Origin of the sequence: Propioniciclava coleopterorum (assembly GCF_011393335.1) — a bacterium.
In the GTDB taxonomy this organism is placed as follows: domain Bacteria; phylum Actinomycetota; class Actinomycetes; order Propionibacteriales; family Propionibacteriaceae; genus Propioniciclava; species Propioniciclava coleopterorum.
This window is the reverse complement of the sequence record NZ_CP049865.1, coordinates 2630231-2647672: the sequence shown is the minus strand read 5'-3', so window position 1 is coordinate 2647672 and position 17442 is coordinate 2630231. Positions and strand designations below refer to the sequence as shown.

14 protein-coding genes and 2 pseudogenes are annotated in these 17442 nt (G+C 75.3%); 6 read left to right on the top strand and 10 right to left on the bottom strand.

The genetic code is table 11. From position 1 onward, the window contains the following. Nucleotides 1–31: 31 nt before the first annotated feature. The 3 genes and pseudogenes from G7070_RS12600 to G7070_RS12590 all read left to right on the top strand — a co-directional run bounded on the left by G7070_RS12600 (nucleotide 32) and on the right by G7070_RS12590 (nucleotide 4354). Nucleotides 32–1023, top strand: a pseudogene (locus G7070_RS12600) (AAA family ATPase). Nucleotides 1024–1028: 5 nt separating this feature from the next. After that, nucleotides 1029–2249: a DUF58 domain-containing protein gene (locus tag G7070_RS12595; RefSeq protein ID WP_166234030.1), complete on the top strand. Its 1221-nt coding sequence runs from the start codon at nucleotides 1029–1031 to the stop codon at nucleotides 2247–2249. Next, nucleotides 2246–4354, top strand: coding sequence for a transglutaminase TgpA family protein (locus G7070_RS12590; RefSeq protein WP_166234029.1), 2109 nt, complete (start codon nucleotides 2246–2248; stop codon nucleotides 4352–4354). The genes G7070_RS12595 and G7070_RS12590 overlap by 4 nt, the downstream gene beginning before the upstream one ends. Before the next feature lie 333 nt (nucleotides 4355–4687). Here the strand turns inward: G7070_RS12590 and G7070_RS19980 are convergent. The 5 genes and pseudogenes from G7070_RS19980 to G7070_RS12565 all read right to left on the bottom strand — a co-directional run. Continuing rightward, nucleotides 4688–4864: pseudogene (locus tag G7070_RS19980) on the bottom strand (DUF3040 domain-containing protein); the annotation flags it as partial. A gap of 78 nt (nucleotides 4865–4942) precedes the next feature. Further along, nucleotides 4943–6115, bottom strand: a complete 1173-nt coding sequence (dinB, locus tag G7070_RS12580; RefSeq protein ID WP_246227080.1) for a DNA polymerase IV — start codon at nucleotides 6113–6115, stop codon at nucleotides 4943–4945. Nucleotides 6116–6118: 3 nt separating this feature from the next. Next, on the bottom strand, nucleotides 6119–9772 hold the full coding sequence (locus G7070_RS12575; protein WP_166234028.1) for a DNA polymerase III subunit alpha: 3654 nt from the start codon (nucleotides 9770–9772) through the stop codon (nucleotides 6119–6121). Continuing rightward, the gene (locus G7070_RS12570; RefSeq protein ID WP_166234027.1) at nucleotides 9765–10376 is read right to left on the bottom strand and encodes an SAV_6107 family HEPN domain-containing protein; all 612 of its coding nucleotides are present in this window, start codon (nucleotides 10374–10376) and stop codon (nucleotides 9765–9767) included. The genes G7070_RS12575 and G7070_RS12570 overlap by 8 nt, the downstream gene beginning before the upstream one ends. After that, complete coding sequence (locus G7070_RS12565) at nucleotides 10376–10660, bottom strand: DUF6504 family protein (protein WP_166234026.1); 285 nt, start codon at nucleotides 10658–10660, stop codon at nucleotides 10376–10378. The genes G7070_RS12570 and G7070_RS12565 overlap by 1 nt, the downstream gene beginning before the upstream one ends. Nucleotides 10661–10941: 281 nt before the next feature. On the opposite strand from G7070_RS12565, the gene G7070_RS12560 reads away from it, so the two are divergent. Both G7070_RS12560 and G7070_RS12555 read left to right on the top strand, forming a co-directional pair. Then, entirely contained in the window at nucleotides 10942–11115 is a 174-nt protein-coding gene (locus tag G7070_RS12560; RefSeq protein WP_166234025.1) for a hypothetical protein, read from the top strand. Nucleotides 11116–11268: 153 nt separating this feature from the next. Beyond that, nucleotides 11269–12300 carry a DUF2332 domain-containing protein gene (locus G7070_RS12555; RefSeq protein ID WP_166234024.1) on the top strand — a complete coding sequence of 344 codons (1032 nt, stop codon included), beginning with the start codon at nucleotides 11269–11271 and terminating at the stop codon, nucleotides 12298–12300. A 40-nt stretch (nucleotides 12301–12340) separates the two neighbouring features. Here G7070_RS12555 and G7070_RS12550 read toward each other — a convergent pair whose 3' ends face one another. The 4 genes from G7070_RS12550 to G7070_RS12535 all read right to left on the bottom strand — a co-directional run bounded on the left by G7070_RS12550 (nucleotide 12341) and on the right by G7070_RS12535 (nucleotide 15486). Then, the gene (locus G7070_RS12550; protein WP_166234023.1) at nucleotides 12341–12811 is read right to left on the bottom strand and encodes an OmpA family protein; all 471 of its coding nucleotides are present in this window, start codon (nucleotides 12809–12811) and stop codon (nucleotides 12341–12343) included. Between the two features lie 67 nt (nucleotides 12812–12878). Continuing rightward, complete coding sequence (locus G7070_RS12545; RefSeq protein ID WP_166234022.1) at nucleotides 12879–13487, bottom strand: hypothetical protein; 609 nt, start codon at nucleotides 13485–13487, stop codon at nucleotides 12879–12881. 107 nt (nucleotides 13488–13594) lie between these two features. Continuing rightward, the gene (locus tag G7070_RS12540; RefSeq protein ID WP_246227078.1) at nucleotides 13595–14479 is read right to left on the bottom strand and encodes an NAD(+)/NADH kinase; all 885 of its coding nucleotides are present in this window, start codon (nucleotides 14477–14479) and stop codon (nucleotides 13595–13597) included. Then, on the bottom strand, nucleotides 14476–15486 hold the full coding sequence (locus G7070_RS12535) for an SPFH domain-containing protein (protein ID WP_166234021.1): 1011 nt from the start codon (nucleotides 15484–15486) through the stop codon (nucleotides 14476–14478). Before G7070_RS12535 ends, G7070_RS12540 begins: the two co-directional genes overlap by 4 nt. Before the next feature lie 111 nt (nucleotides 15487–15597). Here G7070_RS12535 and G7070_RS12530 point away from each other — a divergent pair, with 111 nt between their 5' ends. Next, nucleotides 15598–16308 carry an NUDIX hydrolase gene (locus G7070_RS12530; RefSeq protein ID WP_166234020.1) on the top strand — a complete coding sequence of 237 codons (711 nt, stop codon included), beginning with the start codon at nucleotides 15598–15600 and terminating at the stop codon, nucleotides 16306–16308. Nucleotides 16309–16343: 35 nt separating this feature from the next. Here the strand turns inward: G7070_RS12530 and G7070_RS12525 are convergent, their stop codons facing one another. Further along, on the bottom strand, nucleotides 16344–17432 hold the full coding sequence (locus G7070_RS12525; protein WP_166234019.1) for a GNAT family N-acetyltransferase: 1089 nt from the start codon (nucleotides 17430–17432) through the stop codon (nucleotides 16344–16346). Between the last annotated feature and the right edge of the window lie 10 nt (nucleotides 17433–17442).

Genomic DNA, 17442 nt, shown 5'->3' with positions numbered 1-17442 from the left:
GGGTGGCGTCGGGACCCGGCCCCCGCCGGCGTTGGAGCGTGCCGGTAGGGTTTCTGCCGTGCCGAACACCACATCCGCCGATGTCACCGAGGTCGCCGCACTGGCCGATCGCCTCCGCACCGCCATCGGCGGCGTCATCGAGGGCAAACCCCAGGCCATCGACATGGCGCTGGTCGTCCTCTTCGCCGGCGGCCACATCCTGATCGAGGACGTGCCCGGCGTCGGCAAGACCATGCTGGCCCGCACGCTGGCCCGGTCGCTGGAGTCCAGCGTGCGGCGCATCCAGTTCACCGCCGACCTGCTGCCCAGCGACATCACCGGCGTCTCGGTGTTCAACCCGCAGACCCGTGCCTTCGAGTTCAAGCCGGGCGGCGTCTTCGCCAACATCGTGATCGGCGACGAGATCAACCGCGCGTCCCCCAAGACCCAGTCCGCCCTCCTGGAGGCCATGGAGGAGCACCAGGTCTCCGTCGACGGCACCACCCACGCGCTGCCCGAGCCCTTCATGGTGTTCGCGACGCAGAACCCGATCGAGATGCAGGGCACCTACCCGCTGCCCGAGGCGCAGCGCGACCGCTTCATGGCGGCCATCTCCATGGGCTACCCGACCCGCTCCGCCGAGGTCGACATGCTGGAGCACCACGCCTCCAGCAGCCCGCTCTCGGCCCTGCGCCCCGTGACCGACGCCGCCGGCGTCCTGGGGCGCGGCAGCGGGTCAGCGAGGTGTACGTCCACCCCGCGCTGAAGGACTACGTGGTGTCCCTGGTGTCCACCACGCGCTCCTCCGATCTGCTCCGGCTCGGCGCATCGCCGCGCGCCAGCCTGCACCTGCTGCGCGCCGCGAAGGCGCGCGCCGCCATCGCCGGGCGCGGCTACGTCATCCCCGAGGACGCCTCCGAACTGGCCGCCCCGGTGCTCGCGCACCGCGTCCTGCTGAGCCACCGCGCCCAGACCACGCAGGCCACCGCCGCCGACGTCGTGGCCGAACTGGTCGCCGACGTCCCCGCGCCGCGGCGCACCTGATCCCGATGCGTTCGCTCCCCCGTCCCACCGGGCGCACCGTCACCCTGTGGGTGGTCGGCGTCCTCCTGCTCGTGGTCGCGTTCGGCCTCGGGAACCAGGACCTCGTGTGGCCGGGACTGTTCCTGCTCCTGCTTCCGCTCGTGGCGCTCGTCTCGGTGCTGGTGCGCCCGCCGCGGTTCCGGGTCCAGCGCCGGCTCACGCCGCCGATCGCGGAGGTGGGCGAGCCGCTGGAGGTGCTGGTCCACGTCACGACGGTCCGGCCGAGCCCGCTCACCTCGGTGTTCGCCGAGGACGTGCCCGATCCCGAACTGGGGCGGGGCGTGCCGTTCCGGCTCGCGGCCTCCCGGGTCGGCGAGGTCACCGAAGCCGGCTACCCGCTGCACCCGCGGCGGCGCGGCCGGTTCCGGCTGACCGGGTTCGCCTACCGGTTCGCCGACTTCCTGGGGCTGTGGGTCCACACGGTGCGCAGCAGCGCGGCCACCACGGTCGTCGTCCGGCCGTGGCTCACGTGGCTGCCCGGGCGGGTCGCGCAGTCCTACGGCGCGACCGGTGAGACCCCGATCCCGCAGACGGCGATCTCCGGCCCCGACGACGTCATGGTGCGCGAGTACCAGGCGCGCGACGACGTCCGCCGCATCCACTGGCCCTCCACGGCGCGCACCGGCAGCCTGATGGTGCGCCGCGAGGAGGCCGCCTGGGACCCGACCGCCTGGGTGATCCTCGACTCCCGCGCGGGCGTCCATCCCCCGACGGGGCCGGTCAGCCCCAGCTTCGAGGCGCTGGTGTCGGCCGCCGCGTCGATCGGGGTCCGGCTGGTCCGCGACGGCTACGCCGTCACCCTGGTGGACGCCGAGGGTTCGCCCACCCACGTGGACGCCGACCGCCCCGACGGCGAGGACCGCTGGCTCGACCCGCTGGTCGACGTGGGCCTCACCGGCGCCCCCGACCTCCTGGAGGCCACCGCCGCGCTGTCCCGCAGCGGCGGGGAGCACCTGATCGTCGCCCTGCTCGGCGAGTTGGACCGGAGCGTGGCCGAGTCGCTGGCGGCGGCGGCCGGCGCCCGGGAGAACCGGATGGCCCTCGTCCTTGCGCCCACCGACGACCAGCGCGGCGCCTGGGACACGGGCGCCGCGATCCTCGCCGACCACGGCTGGTCCGTCCGGCCGCTGCCCGGCACCGCCGAGGCGCTGGCCGTCGCCTGGGCCGACCAGGGGGGCGTCCGATGAGGTACACGTGGCGCGTCACCCTGGCGCTCATCGTTTCGTTCGGGCTGCTGCTGTGGCCCTGGACGCAGCTGACCCGCGACACCGGGGGGCTGCTCGGCTCGTTCCTGGCCGCCGCCGCGGTCCTGCTGGCCGGCGCGCTCACCGAGCGGCTCGGGCCCGTCCCGCGGGTGCCGATCCAGATCGTGGTGGGTGCCGTCGGGGTCGCCGCGACGCTCGCGTTCTCGTTCGGGGCCGACGTGCTGGCCGACCTGCCGGGCGCGCTCACCCACGGCTGGGTCTTCATCCAGTCCGCCAGCGCCCCCGTGGCCGCCAACCCGGGCGTCACGCTCATCGTGGCGACGTCGGCGGCGCTGCTGGCCCTGCTGGCGTACGGCCTGGCGGTGCCGCGCCGTCAGCCCGCGCTCGGCGTCCTGCCGCTGATCTGCCTCTACCTCGTGCCCTCGGTGATCCTCGTCACGCCGATGCTGTTCACCGAGTTCCTGCTGCTGGCGGCCTCGGTCGTGGCGGTGCTGTGGGCGGGCTCGGCCCTGCCGCGCGGCGAGTTCGCGACCCGCGCCGCCGCCCTGCTGACGACCGTGGGGATCGGCATCGTCGCGGTCGCGCTGACCTTCGCCGTCGCGCAGGCGTTCCCGCAGCTCGAGCCGCGGCGCTCGCAGGAGCCGCTGCAGATGAACGACCCGAGCCTCGACCTCAAGCGCAACCTGGTCGAGGGCACCGACGACGTCATCCTGTCCTACCGCACCGACGCGCCCGACGGCGCCTACCTGAAGCTCGCCACCCTGCCCGCGTTCTCCCGCGAGGGCTTCGCGCTGGCCGACGTCCGCGTCGGCTCGGGACGCTTCCCCGCCGTCCCGGGCGGACCGAGCGGCGAGCGGCGCACCACCCAGGTGGCGGTCGGCGCGTTCCGCAGCGAGTGGCTGCCGGTGCCGTACGCCCCCGAACGGATCGACGCCCCCGGCGACTGGGGCTTCGCGCTGGACACCCTCGACGTCATGGCGCTCAACCGGACGAACCGTGCCGCGGCCACCGAGGGGATCTCGTACACGGTGACGAGCCTGGACGTCTCACCGTCGGCCGGGGCCATCGCGGGGGCGTCCGCCAACGACGCCCCGCGGCGTGAGCTCAACACGAACTCCGCGGGCGTGCCGCCGAGCATCCGCACGCTGGCCGAGCAGGTCACCGAGGGGCGGGGCACCGCCGGCGCCAAGGCGCAGGCGCTCGAGGCCTACCTGCGCTCGGACCGCTTCACCTACTCCACCGCGCCGGCGGTCGGCGTGGGCGACGGGATCGCCACGATCGAGGACTTCCTGTTCCGGTCGCACCGCGGTTACTGCGAGCAGTTCGCCGGCGCGATGACGCTGATGGCCCGCACGCTCGGCATCCCGGCGCGGATGGCGGTCGGGTTCGTGCCCGGGACGCGGGTCGGCGACGCGTGGGAGGTCACCGCCCGCGACATGCACACCTGGCCGGAGATCTGGCTGGACGGTCAGGGTTGGGTGGCCTTCGAGCCGACGCCGTCCCGCGGCGACGCCGCCGGCACCGACCCGACCTCCGCGCCGACCTCGACCGCGCAGCCCACCGAGCAGGTCACCGCGTCGGCCGAGCCCACCCCGGAGGAGCAGCCCAGCGAGGAGCCGCAGCCCGAGGAGCAGGGCGCCGGCGAGGAGGCCTCGCTGTTGGGCCTGCTGCCCTGGCTGCTGGCCGCTGCCGTCGTGGTCGCGGGCGGCGTCGTGGTGGCGCGGCTGCTGCCCGGTTGGCGGCGCACGCGGCGCCGCGAACGGCGCCTGGCCGGCACCGGCGACGCGCGCGCCGACACCGTGGCGGCGTGGGACGAGGTGAGGGACTCGGCCGCCGACCTGAGGCTGCCCTGGCCCGACGGCTCGCCGCGGTTCGCGGCGGAGCGGCTCGCGTCCCGGTTCGGCGACGACGAGGAGGCCCTGGCGGCGCTGCGGCGGCTGGCCGCGGCGGCGGAGCGGGCGCTGTTCGATCGGTCGGAGACCTACGACCTGCCCGGCGGCTGGCGCGACGAGGTGACCACGGTGGTCGCCGCCCTGACGACGGCCGCGGAGGCCCGCAAGGACGCCCGCCCGCGCCGCGTCGCCTGACCACAGCCGGAACGGGCGCGGGGATACCGCGCCGGGAAACTCGCCCGCGGTCAAGCCTCGGTTCCGGCCCCACGCACGCGGGGCGGAATCGGGTCCGGAGACGGCGCGACCGCCCCCACGGGGGCGGTCGGAGATCAGGTGCCGGCGGGGCGGTCGGTCAGAGCCGGTCCTCGGGCGGTGACGCCAGGTGTCGCGTTCGGTGGGCGCCCGGTGCGGGGTCCCGGCCTGCTCCTGGGTGCCGCGCTCGACGTGCTGCCAGGCGCTGATCGCCAGGACGGTCGAGGCGAGCATCACGACGAACCCGACGACGCTGATGACCCAGCCGAACTGCATGCCGGCCAGCAGGGCCACCACGCCGACGACGAAGCCGAGGCCCGCGAGGGCGGCTCGGCGGCGATGAAGGGTACGCGCTCGATTCCCCCGCAACGTATTGGCGAGCTTGGGATCCTCGGCTGCAAGGGCCGCTCCCAGCTGGTCGAGCAGTCGCTGCTCGTGCTCGGACAGTGCCATCGCGCCTCCCTTCGTCGGTGGGGCTACCCCGGTTGTGGCCCCAAGTGTAAGCGGCGAAAGTGCCAAACGGAACCGTGATCAGCCCTGACCCCGGCGCCGGGTCAAGGTCGCACGCGACACCGCGTCCGGGCCGAACCGCGCGATGGCCGCATCGGCGGCCCGCTCGGCCTCCCGCCAGCCGTGCTCCGGCTCGTCCAGGGCGGGTTGCGTGGCGACCTGGTCGACGTCCAGCACCTTCTCCACCCGGACGCCGACGCGCCGCAACCGCGGCCGCTCCAGCCGGTACGCCGCCAGCAGCCGGCAGGCGGCGGCGTGGATCTCGGAGGTGACGTCGGTCGGGTACGGCAGCGTCAGGGACTTCTGCACCGTCCGGAAGTCGGCGAACCGCAGGCTGAGCGTGACGGTGCGGCCCACCACCCGCGCCTGCCGCATCCGGGACGCGACCCGCGCGCTGATCCGCAGCAGTTCGGTGGTGACCAGCCCCAGGTCGTCGGTGTCCTTGCCGAACGTCTCCTGGCTGCCCACGCTCCGCTCGGACGCCTCGGTGGCGACGACGCGCCGGCCGTCGATGCCCCAGGAGAACTCCCACAACTCGCCGCCGGCCCGCGCCCCGAACGCCCGCTGCAGCGTCGACTTCGGAGTGTGCGCGACGTCGCCGACGGTGTAGAGCCCCAGCTTGTTCAGCGCGCCGGTGGTCGCCGGCCCGATGCCCCACACCTTCTCCACCGGCAGCGGATGCAGGAAGGCGATCACGTCGCCGGGCAGCACCCGGAACAGCCCGTTGGGTTTGGCGCGGTTGGACGACATCTTCGCGATCAGCTTGGTGGGCGCGACGCCGACCGAGCACGGGATGCCCTGCTCGTCGGCGACCAGCGCCCGGATCAGCTCCCCGACCTGCTCGGGCTCCCCCAGCAGCCGCCGCGTGCCGGTGATGTCGAGGAAGCCCTCGTCGAGGGAGACCTTCTCCACCTGCGGGGTGATGGTGGAGAAGATCGCGAACACGCCCTCCGAGGCCGCCTCGTAGGCGTCGTAGTCGGGCTGGATCGCCACCGCGTCGGGGCACAGCCGCCGCGCCCGCGTCGAGGACATGCCGCCCTCGACCCCGAACGCCCGCGCCTCATAGGACGCCGACAGCACCACGCCGCGGTTCGCGCCGCCGACCCACACGGGGCGACCGCGCAGCTCGGGGCGGCGGCGCAGTTCGACCGCGACGTAGAAGGCGTCCATGTCGACGTGAGCGATGACGGGCACGGCTCAGCGCCCCGAGGAGCCCGGGCTGGAGTGCCACAGCTTGCGCCCCGGGTCGGCGTAGCGCTGCGGGATCGCGCGCGGCGACTCCCCCGCCGGCGCGACGTCGGTGTAGGGCGACTGCACGAAACCGCTGGGGTGCACCAGGACGCGGCGCTGCCCCATGCCGCCCGCGGCGCCGGCGTGTTCGGTGTCGGCGTAGGGCCGGTCCTGGCTCCTGGCGTTCCAGTCTGTCCGCCCCGGCCCCGCCTCCCGGGCCTCCTGCTGCGCCTGCAGCGCCAGCGACTCGTCCATGAGCGCGCGGACGGCCGCGATCGCCGCCCGCTCGTCGCCCGTCTCCTCCAGGGTGGAGCGCCACAGCGCCTCCAACTGCAGCAGGTCCCAGGCGCCCAGGGCGCGCAGCGAGACGCCGCGGGCGCCGGTCCGGCGCAGCTCGCCCAGCCCGACGAGCAGCCACGAGTTGAACACCGTGGTGGCGAAGCCGCCCTGGGCGTCCTCGAAGAAGGTCAGGTCGACGGGCCCGGTGCCGTCGTCGAGGGTGAGGAAGATGACGCGGCGCCCGGACTTCACCGGCGGCGTCTGCGTGGCGACCTTCACCCCGCCCACCAGCAGCCGGGCGCCGCTGCGTGCGGAGAGCTGATCGGCCGACCACGTCGCCCCCAGCGCCGCCAGGAAGGCGCGGTGCTCCTCCATCACGTGCCGGGTGGCGTCCAGGCCGAGCACCGACAGCTCGGCGGCCATCCGCTCCGACGCGGTCATCTCGGGCAACCCCGAGACCCGGACGTCGCAGCCGGGCGCCGCCCCGTCGGAGGTCAGGTCCAGCGCCAGCTGGACGGCCTGCCTCCCCGTCGCCCCGTCGCCGGCCAGCCCCCGGGCCCGGCCGTGCGCCCGGGCGTGGACGCGGTCGGCGCGCTCCAGGTCGGAGACCGTCAGCAGCAGGTCGCGGCGGGTGACCCGGCCGTGCGCGGTGATCCGGCGCGGGGCGCCGATGCCGTAGAGGGAGTCGAACGCGCCGGCCAGCACCAGGTGCTCGGCGACGTCGACGCCCGGGGCGGCGCGCTGCCAGAAATCGACCAGCCCGGCGTAGGGCTGGCCGGCCTCGATGCGCTCCACCTCGGCGGTGCTGATGTTCTTGACGTCGGTCAGCGCCAGCCGGATGCCGAGGGCGTCCCCGTCGGGCTCGACGCGGTACACGGCCCGGCTGGCGTTGACGTCCAGCCCCAGCACCGGGACGCCGACGCGGCGCGCCTCGGCCAGGATCAGGCGCTTGGGGTACATGCCCGGGTCATGGGTCAGCACCCCGGCCAGGAACGCCGCCGGGTGGTGGTGCTTGAGCCAGGCCGACTGGTAGGTGGGCAGCGCGAACGCGGCGGCGTGCGCCTTGCAGAACCCGAAGGACGCGAACGAGACCAGGATCCGCCACACGTCCTCGATGAGGGGCTCGCCGTAGCCGCGCTCCCGGGCCGCCGGGAAGAACCAGCGCTTCACGTCTTCTTGGCCGGCGGGCGAGCCGAGCGCGCGCCGGGCCTCGTCGCCGTAGGCGAGCGAGCAGCCGGTCATCGCCGCGACGACCTTGATCACCTGCTCGTGGAACACGATGACGCCGCGGGTCTCGGCCAGCGCCGGGATCAGGTCGGGGTGCGGGTAGGACGCCTGCGCCCAGCCGTTGCGGGCGCGCAGGAAGGGCACGACCATGTCGGACTTCACCGGCCCGGGCCGGAACAGGCTGATGTCGATGATGAGGTCGTTGAACTCGCTGGGGCCGAACTTGCCGACGAGTTCGCGCTGGCCGGGCGACTCGATCTGGAAGCAGCCGATCGTCTCGGCGCGGGAGATCATCGCGTAGACGTCCTCGTCGTCGTAGGGGGCCAGGGCGTCCACGTCGACGCGGCCGCCGCCGACCCGCTCGATCTCGGTCAGGGCGTGCGCCATCGAGGACTGCATCCGGATGCCGAGGATGTCGAGCTTGAGCAGCCCCAGGTCCTCCACGTCGTCCTTGTCGAACTGGCTCATCGGGTAGCCGCCCAGCGAGCTCTCGGTCGGCGTCCGGTCGCCGAGGGTGGCGTCCGACAGGATGACGCCGCACGGGTGCAGCGACACGTGCCGGGGCAGCCCGTCCAGCCCCTCCACCAGCTCGAACAGCACCCGCAGCTGGGAGTCGTTCAGGTTGGCCCGCCGCAGCTCGGGCAGTTCGCGCAGCGCGTGCCGGACGTCGCGGGCGCGGATGTGCGGGAACGACTTGGCGATGGCGTCGATGTCGCCCGGCGGCAGGCTCATCGCCGCGCCGACGTCGCGGATGGCGTGCCGGACGCGGTAGGTGTCCAGCATCGCGACCGCCGCGACCCGTTCCGCCCCGAAGTCGGCGAACACCTTGTCGTAGACCTCCAGCCGGCGGGCGGACTCCACGTCGATGTCGATGTCGGGCAGCGCCCGGCGCAGCGGCGAGAGGAACCGCTCCATGATGAGGTCGTAGCGGATCGGGTCGACCCCGGAGATGCCCAGGCAGTAGTTGACCAGGCTGCCCGCGCCCGACCCGCGCGCCGCGACCCGGATGCCCATGCCCTGCACCTGCTCCACCACGTGCGCCACGGTGAGGAAGTAGGCGGCGAACCCCATCTGCCCGATGACGGCCAGCTCGTCGTCGAGGCGCTGGGACGCCGCCTCGCTCGGGGCGCCGTAGCGCGCGACCAGGCCCGCCCGGCAGCGGGCGCGCAGTTCGGCGTAGGCGTTCGCCCCGCCGCGGCCGACGACGTCGAACTCGGGCAGGTGGATCTCACCCAGCCCGACGTCGGCGCGCGGGTCGAGCGCGCAGCGCAGCGCCAGGGTGCGGGTGTCGCCGATCAGGCGCGACGCGTCCCGGCGCCCGGCGAGCAGCGTGACCTCCTGCGCGCCGGCGAGCATCTCCTTGCCGGACTTGAGGTACCCCTCGGCGTTGCGGCGGTCGACGTTGCGGGCGTCCAGCGGGACGAGCCGGCGGGCGGCGTCCAGCACGTCGGCGACGGGGGCGTCGGACTTGCGCGCCATCCGCACCGCGTTCGTCAGCACGCCGGTCAACCCGTGCGCGTCGGCGAAGGCGAGCATGCGCCCGGCCAGCCGCGCGGAGCCCGGCCCCGCGCCGGCCAGGTGGTGGTTCGTGACGCCGACGACGAGCTGGTCGCGCTCGAGCCGCTCCAACCAGGTGCCCAGCACCCGTTCGGCGCGGGGCTCGTCGCGGGCCGCGATCGCGGCGCCCAGGTCGGAGTCCGGGCCGAGCACGACGACGGTGTCGTCGCGGCGCTCCCCGATCAGGCCGCGGGTGGTGACCGGGGTGCCGCGCTCGCCGCGGGCGTGGGTGGCGGTGACGAGGCGGCACAGCGAGCCCCAGCCGCGCCGCGACTGCGCCAGCACCACCGCGCGGTGCGGCGGCGCGGGGTCGCGCGGCCCGCGCGGGCGCGCGCCGGCGTCCTCGACGGCCAGGTCGACCCCGACGACGGGCGCCACCCCGGCGACCATGCACGCCTTGGCGAACCGGACGGCGCCGTAGAGGCCGTCGCGGTCGGTGAGCCCGAGGGTGTCCATGTCATGGCCGGCCGCCGCGGCGACGAGCGCGCTGGGGTGGCTCGCGCCGTACTGCAGCGAGTAGCCCGACGCGACACGCAGGTGGACGAACGGGTCAGCCATGCGCCCCCACCCTCACCCCGGCCGCGCGGGCGAACGCGTGGGCGTCCCGGATCAGGTCGTCGGCCTCGCGGCTGGTGACGAGCCCGACCGCGCCCGCCTCGACGGCCCGGCGCTTGAGCGCCAACGCGTCGAAGTAGGCGGCCCACTCCCCCAGCTCGGGCGCGACGCGGGTCAGGGCCGCCCACGCGCCGGGCCGCCCGGACACGTCGGCGCGGCGCCGGGACAGCACCAGCGCGGCGACCTGCAGCGCGGCGGTGTGCGCGAGCAGGAACCGCCGCGCCGGCGTCGCCGCGGCCTCGGCGGCGGTCAGGGTGGCGTCGACGCTGGGCACGGCGGCCGGGGCCGGCGCGTCACGCGTCGCTGCGGCGGGGGGCGTGCCCACGCCCGGCTCGGCGCGGTCCCGCCCGGGTTCGGCGCGGCCCTCCCGCGCGGCCTCGGCGCGGTCCCGCCCTGGCTCGGCGCGGTCCTGCGCGGGGCCGGACTCGGGGCGCCCCGGCTCGGGACGCACGGTCTCGCCGCGGGGACGGCCCGCGCGGGGACGGTCGGCGCGCGGCCGGTCGGTGCGGGGCCGCTCGCCGCGGGCGGGACGGATCGGCTGGGACATCAGTCCATCACCGCCCGCAGGAACCACTCGTCGCCGGCGACCGGATGCGCCAGCTCGTAGACCCCCGGCACCATCGCCCGGTTCGGGGCGGCGAGCACCCGCCAGATCTCGGACTCGGCCAGCAGGTCGTCCCCGGGCGCCGACCACCAGTCGGCGGTCTCGCGCCAGGTGGTCTCGACGTCGAGCACCTTCCACAGCCGCCGCCGCCACAGGAACTCCACGGGCCCCAAAGCCCCGTCCACCTCGCCCGACCGCACCGCGATCGGCTCGTCGTAGCGCCGCATGACCACCCCGAAGGAACCACCATTCGAACGTCTGTTCGATGGGAGATTCACTATAAGCCGGGCCTCCGACACTGCGTCAAGACGGCCGCGACCCCCCTCGCCAGGGGCCGGTGCGCGGTCCCGGATGGGACGCCACCCTCCCGGGCGAGCGCCCTCCGAACGGCGGTCGGTGCGCGGCCACGGACACCCCATCCTTCGAGGGTTCCCCCGCCCCGTCCGCCGGGGTAGCCTCAGCGCAACCGGCGCCCCACCTCAGGGTGCCCACACCCCGAGGAGTCACCATGGGATGGTGGACCGACCTACGCCGACGCTTCAGCCGCCGCGCCTCGACGACGCCGCCCACGGCCGCGCCGCGGGAGGCTGATCGGCTCGAGGCCGACCTGGACGCCCGCCGCCACCAGGCCCAGCAGCGGGCACGCATGCATCAGGCCCAGGACTTCGGCTCGTACGGATGACCGGGCCGCGGCGCCCGGCTCGCGGGTGCACACGGGGGCGGCAGCCCCCGGCGGCGGGCCTGAACCCGGGCGGCCACCCCGCGGGTCGACGCGGCGTCCCGCCACGATCCGGGCACCCGACCGACGGCCCGCTCGCGCCGCGATAATCCCCCGATGAAGGATGCGCACGCGTTCGTCCGGACGCCGATCGACGAGCTCTACCAGTGGTTCGGCGCCGAGGCCGAGCCGACGTCGCCGACCTGGGGGCGGCTGTGCGCCTGGATCGCCGAAACCCCCGCGATCGCCGACCGGCTCGACGCGCTGCCCGGGCAGGCCCGCCAGCCGAACCGGTTCCTGGCGGCGATCCGCTACCTCGACGGCCCCACCGAGCCGGGCCCGGACTTCCTGGCCTGGGTCGAGCGGAACTGGCCGACGATCGAGGAGATCGTGCTGACCCGCAACACCCAGACCAACGAGCCCGGACGCTGCACGGTGCTCGCGCCGCTGCTGGCGTCCCTGCCGCAGCCGATCGCGCTGCTGGAGCTGGGCACCTCGGGCGGGCTGTGCCTGCTGGCCGACCGCTACCGGTACGCCTACACCGGCGCGGTCGAGCTGACCGCCGCCCCCGCGGCGGCCCCGGCGGACGCCCCGACGTTCCCCTGCGTGACGGACGATCCGCTGCCCGCCGATCCGGCCGGCCTGGTGATCGCCGCCCGGCACGGCCTGGACCGCAACCCGCTCGAGGTGGCCGACCCGGACGTCCGGCGCTGGCTGCGCGCGCTGGTGTGGCCGGGCGAGCAGGACCGGGAGGGGCGGCTGGCGGCCGCGCTGGACGCCGCGGCGTCCGACCCGGCGCCGACGACGCGTGCGGACCTGACGGAGGATCCGGCCGGGCTGCTGCGCCGCCACCTGGACGCGCTGCGGGCGCAGGCGCCGGACGCCACCCCCGTCGTGCTGCACTCGGCCGCGCTGGCCTACCTGGAGCGGGACGACCGGGACGCCGTGGTGGACGCGATCCGCGCCGGCGGCGCGCACTGGCTCTCCTTCGAGGGGCCCACCGTGATCACAGAACTGCGGCCGGCGGTGGACGCCCTCCCGCCGGGTCCGTACACCCCGCACTTCATCGTGGCCCTCGACGGCGTCGTGCGGGCGCGCGCCCAGTCGCACGGCCGCTGGGTGCACTGGCTCGACGCCGACGCCCGCTGAGGAGGCCTCGGGAGGCCCGCTCCGCGCCGCGGGACGCGCCTCATCCGCCGTAGGAGATCGTCACCCGCCGGTTCTTCTCGCGACCCTCGGGGTTGTCCTTGTCCGCGCTCTGGTTCGGGGCCACCGGCCGGCTCTCGCCGTGGCCGGCGACCTCCAGGGTCACATCCAGGCCGGAGGCGCGGATCGCCGCCGCGACGGTCTCGGCGCGCCGGCGCGACAGCTCGAGGTTGGAGGCGTCGTCCCCGATGGAGTCGGTGTGCCCGTCGACCTTCACCGTCGTCCCGGCCGGGATGCCGCGGACCAGCTCGCCGATCTTCGCGGTCGCCGTGGGGCTGAGCTCGGCCGAACCGAAGGCGAACAGCACGTCGGACTGCAGGCTGATCGTCGTGGCCCCCTGCTCGGTGCTGACCGTCTGGACGGGGGTGATGGCGCCCTCGAGCGGGGTGATGCCCTTCTCGAGCGGGGTGATGCTGTCGGCGCGCTGTTCGGCGGTCCACTCGTCACCGGTCAACGCGAGGGCCGGCGTCGTGCCCGCGGCCGCGATCCCGCGGCGAGCGCCGCGGCGAGGACGGCGCGCCTCACGACAGCTTCACCTGGGTGACCGGCGGCGCACCCTCGGTGATGATGGCGTCCATGGCCGTCACGTCGGCGGGCGGCCCCGCGAAGTAGGCGTACGCGTAGTGGGTCTGCCCGGGCGCGAACCTGACGGAGTCGGAGTCGGTGCGCGCGCTGGCCGTGCCGCCCTCCAGGACGGCGTGCTTGGTGAGGTTGACCTGGTCGATCAGGTAGGGACGCCACGGCAGGCCGCCCAGGTAGGCCCGCAGGGTCTGCGCGTCGGTCGAGGAGGACTCGACCTCGAACGAGTAGACGCCCAGCACGCTGGGGCCGACCCGCTTGAGCTGGTGCAGCGTGACGGTGAGGGTGTCCTCGGCCGAGTCGGTGCCCTGCGCCGGGATGGTCGCCGAGCCGATCGGGTCGCCGAGCTCGGTGAGGTCGATGCCGGCCTTCTTGGCGGACTCCTGCGCGACGCTGTCGGTCGGGGTCGCCGAGGCCGTCCCGGGCGCGGGCGGCGGTGTGTCGGAGGGACCCGCCGGCGCAGGGCCGCCGACGCAGCCGCTCAGCGTCGCGGCGGCGATCACCGCCGCCAGCAGGCCCGCGCCGCGCGCGTGCTTGGGTGTCGTGGTCATGTGTCCCCCGGTCGTTCAACGGTCGGTGGCGGCTCCGCGCCGCGCGGTCCCGGCCACACTAACCACGGCCACGGCGCCCTCACAACGTCGTTGTGCGGCGTGGCGCGCTAGCCGGCGACCAGCATGAGCCGCCGCCGCGCCACCCCGAGCCGGACGCGCTGACCCCAGGCGAGGGTGAGCCGGTCGGCCTCGATGCCGTCCCCGAAGGCGACCAGGCCGTCGGTCTCGACGACGATCTCCAGGGCGGCGTCAGGGCCGAGCAGCCCCTCGACGCGGTCGGTGCCGGTGGCCGGGGAGGGCCAGGCCTCGCGGACGAACCACGCCAGGGCGGCCTCGGTGGGGCCGGGCAGCCGCAGCGGCGTCCGGCGCGAGCGGGCCACGGACGCGCACCACCCGGTCGCGCCGGTCCCCGTCGAGACGATCAGCCCCGAGGACGCCTGCCGCTCGTCGCCCCCGTCGGCGCGCAGCGTCCAGCGCGCGGTCTGGTGGCTCGGGTGGCCGAGGTAGACCTCGTTGAGGGCGAGCAGCCGCTGCCCGTCGTCGGCCACGGCCTCGACCATGGTCAGCGGCGCCGTCCGGCCCGACTCCGCGAGCAGGCGCGCCACGTCGTCGGGCGCGTGCGGCACCAGGACGCCGGGGTTGCGCCCCGGCTCGGGGTCGACGCCGATGACGGGCTGGCCGTCGAGGTACTTGGCGACGTTGGCGACCAGGCCGTCCTGCCCGACCACCACGATGCGGTCCTCGGGGGCGAACAGGAAGCGGTCGAGGTCGGCGCGCTCGACGCGTCCCTGCCGCCAGTCGGCCGGGACGGAGGCGGCGACCCGGGCGATCGCCGCCTCCATCCGCTCGTGCCGGGTTTCCACCTCGGCCAGGTCGCGGCCGCGGGTGGCGAGGAAGAACGCCGCCTGGCCCCGGGTGCCGTGCCGGGCGAGCAGCTCGGCGAACTCGGTGCGGCGGTGCACGAGCACCGCCCGGGGCGGCAGGCCGGTCACGCCGCGTCCTTGGCGCCCACCCCGAGCCGGGCCAACACCGGGGCGAGCAGGTCCGGGGTGAGCACCAGGTTCTCGATGGCGGGCAGGTTGGCGGCCAGCTCCTTCAGCGCCAGGGCGAGCAGGACGCCCTCGGGCGTGGCGGCGTGGGCGGCGAGGCTGGCGGCCTGCGCCTCGGCCTCCGCGGCGCCCGTGAGCCGGGTCGCGTCGGCGCCGGCGGCGGCCAGGGTGCGCGTCCGCGACGCCTCCGCGTCGGAGGCGATCGCCTGGGCGGCCGCGGCCTCCTCGGCCTGCCGGCGCTGGTTGAGCCCCTTCTGCGCGACGAGCTGCTCCTGGCGCCGGGCGAGCTCGATCTGGGTCTGCAGCTCGTTCTCCCCGATGGCCCGCTCCCGCTCGACCGCCAGCGCGCGCCGCTCGTACGTGGCGCGGTCGGCGTCCTGCTGGACCCGCTCGCGCGTCGGGGTCTGCAGCGCCTTCTCCACGTCCGGCTCGGGACGCAGCGCCACCACCCGGACGCCGACGACGCTGATGCCGGTCTCGGCCAGGCGCGGGTCGGACGCCAACCCGGCGGCCAGCGCGTCGCGGACCGGCGCGACGCCCCGGGTCAGGGCGGTGGTGACGTCGAGCCCGGCGAGCGTGGCCAGCGCGTGCTGCTGGGCGGTGTCGATGAGCAGCCCGGCGACCTGGTCGAGCGGGCTGCCGTGCCAGCCGCCGGCGTCCGGGTCGAGGGAGAAGTCGATGCGGCGCGCGGCCAGCGCGGGGTCGGCGAGCCGGTAGGTCAGCGTGGCCTGCACGGTCAGGTCCTGGAAGTCGGCGGTGCGGGCGTGCACGAGCAGCGGCAGCTCGCGGTCGTCGACGGGGACCTCGCTGAGCGCGGCGCTCAGCGGCCGGAACCAGAACGAGAGCCCAACCCCCTCGCGGACGACGGCGCCGTTGCGCAGCTGCGACACGTACGCGGTCGGGGTGCCCCGGAGGTGGCGGAAGAACGGGTAGCGGGTGATGTCGGCCATGACGCCTCCTTCTGTTTCGCGTCACCTAGACGATAACTCGCACCGCGCTTAGCGTCAACTCGACCCTTAGTAGTTGTCGTCATCGTGACGATCACCGGTTAGCCTGGCTCCATGGACCAGCCCGACACCGCGTTCCCACCGTTCGCCGTCACCGTGGACCTCGTCGTGTTCACGCTCCGCGACGGCGTCCTGCACGCCCTGGTGATCGACCGCGGCGTCGAGCCGTTCGCCGGTGACGCCGCGCTGCCCGGCGGCTTCGTCCGCCCCGACGAGGACCTCCTCGGGGCGGCCCGCCGCGAGCTGGCCGAGGAGACGGGCCTGCTCCTGGCGGGCGGCCACCTCGAGCAACTCGGCAGCTACGGCGCCCCCGACCGGGATCCCCGGATGCGGGTCGTCAGCGTCGCGCACCTCGCCCTGCTCCCCGACCTCCCGACGCCGGTCGCCGGCACGGACGCCGCGGGCGCCCGCTGGGTGCCGGTCGAGGCACTGCTGCGCGGCGAGCCCGCACTCGCGTTCGACCACGGCGCGATCCTGCGCGACGGGCTGGAGCGCGCCCGGGCCAAGCTGGAGTACAGCACCCTCGCCACCGCGTTCTGCGCCGAGCCGTTCACCATCGCGGACCTCCGGCGGGTGTACGAGGCCGTGTGGGGCGCCGGCGTCGACCCACGCAACTTCCACCGCAAGGTCACCGGGGCTCCGGGCTTCATCGAGCCCACCGGCGCGACGACCGTCCGCGACGGCGGCCGGCCCGCGCAGCTCTACCGCCGGGGGCCGGCCACGGCGCTCACCCCGCCGCTCACCCGGCCCGAGCCCGCGTCCTGACGCGGGTCCGGGCGTGGCGTCCCGACCCGGGCGGGTCAGTCGGCGGGGAGCTCCTTCTTCCAGGCGCCGATGTAGGCGGCGGGCACGTAGCCGATCAGCTCGTTGATCGACAGCATGGGGCGGTTCTCCTCGGCGTTCCACGTGAGCTGGCGGGGCGATCCCGGCACGCGGCGGCGCCACTCCAGGAGCGAGGCCGTCTTGACCAGCAGGCCGAGGCGGTGGCCGCGGTGCTCGCGCAGCACGAGGGTGTCGCCCTGCAGCGTCGCGGCCCCCCGATCGGGGCCGATCACGAGCTCGGTGAAGGCCGCCAGCTCGCCGCTCACCTCGTGCACCGCGGCGGTCACCAGCACGAGCTGCCCGGCCGCCTCCTGGTCGGCGTCCTCCTCGGCGATCCGGGCGGCGTCCCAGGCCTCCTCGTCGATCTCCAGGTCGGCCGAGGGCGCGTCGGTCGACATCCGCGACTTCATCCAGGCGTAGCCCTCGACGAACTCGGGCGGGGTGGTGCCCGCCCACGACACGACGCGGTAGCCGCCGGACGCCGCCCGCGCCTGCTCGTGCAGCGCGGCGACCCGCTCGGCGGAGGCCGCCAGGTCCAGGACGCTCTTGCGCTCGATCTGCTCCAGCCGGTAGCCGCGGTGCGCGAAGAACCGGGCGACGTGGTCGTCGGGCACGCTGCCGTAACCGGTGGGCGGGGTGATCCGCGCGCCGGGCGCGTCGGGATGCTCGGCCCACAGCTGCACCACGGGGCGGCCGTTCTCGGCGCTGAGGTCCTCCAGGAGGGTCAGCGCGGCGGAGCCGATGCCGCGGCCCCACACCGCGCGCAGCAGTTCGACGAACGGATAGCTGGTCCGCGACCCCTCCTCCTGCGGGAAGTTCACCGCGAGCCGCCCCACGACCTCGCCGTCGAGCTCGACCAGCCAGGCGCGCTTGTCCGCGTGCTCGTGCGGCCGGTAGCTGGCCAGGATCTCCGCCGGGTCGGCGTCCTCGTCGTGGTTGCCGGCGATCTCGGCGTAGATGGCGTTGCGGACCGCGGTGAACGCCCGGAAGTCGTCGCCGGCGGGGCCCTCCAGGTCGGTGGGTACCTCGAGCCGGCGGAAGACCAGCCCCGGTGGTGGCGTGCGCATGCTGCGTCCT

What these genes read in the sequence shown, in the direction of transcription:
- G7070_RS12595 (WP_166234030.1), top strand. Translation starts at nt 1,029, where the DNA reads ATGCGTTCGCTCCCCCGTCCCACCGGGCGCACCGTCACCCTGTGGGTG.
- G7070_RS12590 (WP_166234029.1), top strand. Translation starts at nt 2,246, where the DNA reads ATGAGGTACACGTGGCGCGTCACCCTGGCGCTCATCGTTTCGTTCGGG.
- G7070_RS12575 (WP_166234028.1), bottom strand. Translation starts at nt 9,772, where the DNA reads ATGGCTGACCCGTTCGTCCACCTGCGTGTCGCGTCGGGCTACTCGCTG.
- G7070_RS12570 (WP_166234027.1), bottom strand. Translation starts at nt 10,376, where the DNA reads ATGTCCCAGCCGATCCGTCCCGCCCGCGGCGAGCGGCCCCGCACCGAC.
- G7070_RS12565 (WP_166234026.1), bottom strand. Translation starts at nt 10,660, where the DNA reads ATGCGGCGCTACGACGAGCCGATCGCGGTGCGGTCGGGCGAGGTGGAC.
- G7070_RS12560 (WP_166234025.1), top strand. Translation starts at nt 10,942, where the DNA reads ATGGGATGGTGGACCGACCTACGCCGACGCTTCAGCCGCCGCGCCTCG.
- G7070_RS12555 (WP_166234024.1), top strand. Translation starts at nt 11,269, where the DNA reads ATGAAGGATGCGCACGCGTTCGTCCGGACGCCGATCGACGAGCTCTAC.
- G7070_RS12545 (WP_166234022.1), bottom strand. Translation starts at nt 13,487, where the DNA reads ATGACCACGACACCCAAGCACGCGCGCGGCGCGGGCCTGCTGGCGGCG.
- G7070_RS12535 (WP_166234021.1), bottom strand. Translation starts at nt 15,486, where the DNA reads ATGGCCGACATCACCCGCTACCCGTTCTTCCGCCACCTCCGGGGCACC.
- G7070_RS12530 (WP_166234020.1), top strand. Translation starts at nt 15,598, where the DNA reads ATGGACCAGCCCGACACCGCGTTCCCACCGTTCGCCGTCACCGTGGAC.
- G7070_RS12525 (WP_166234019.1), bottom strand. Translation starts at nt 17,432, where the DNA reads ATGCGCACGCCACCACCGGGGCTGGTCTTCCGCCGGCTCGAGGTACCC.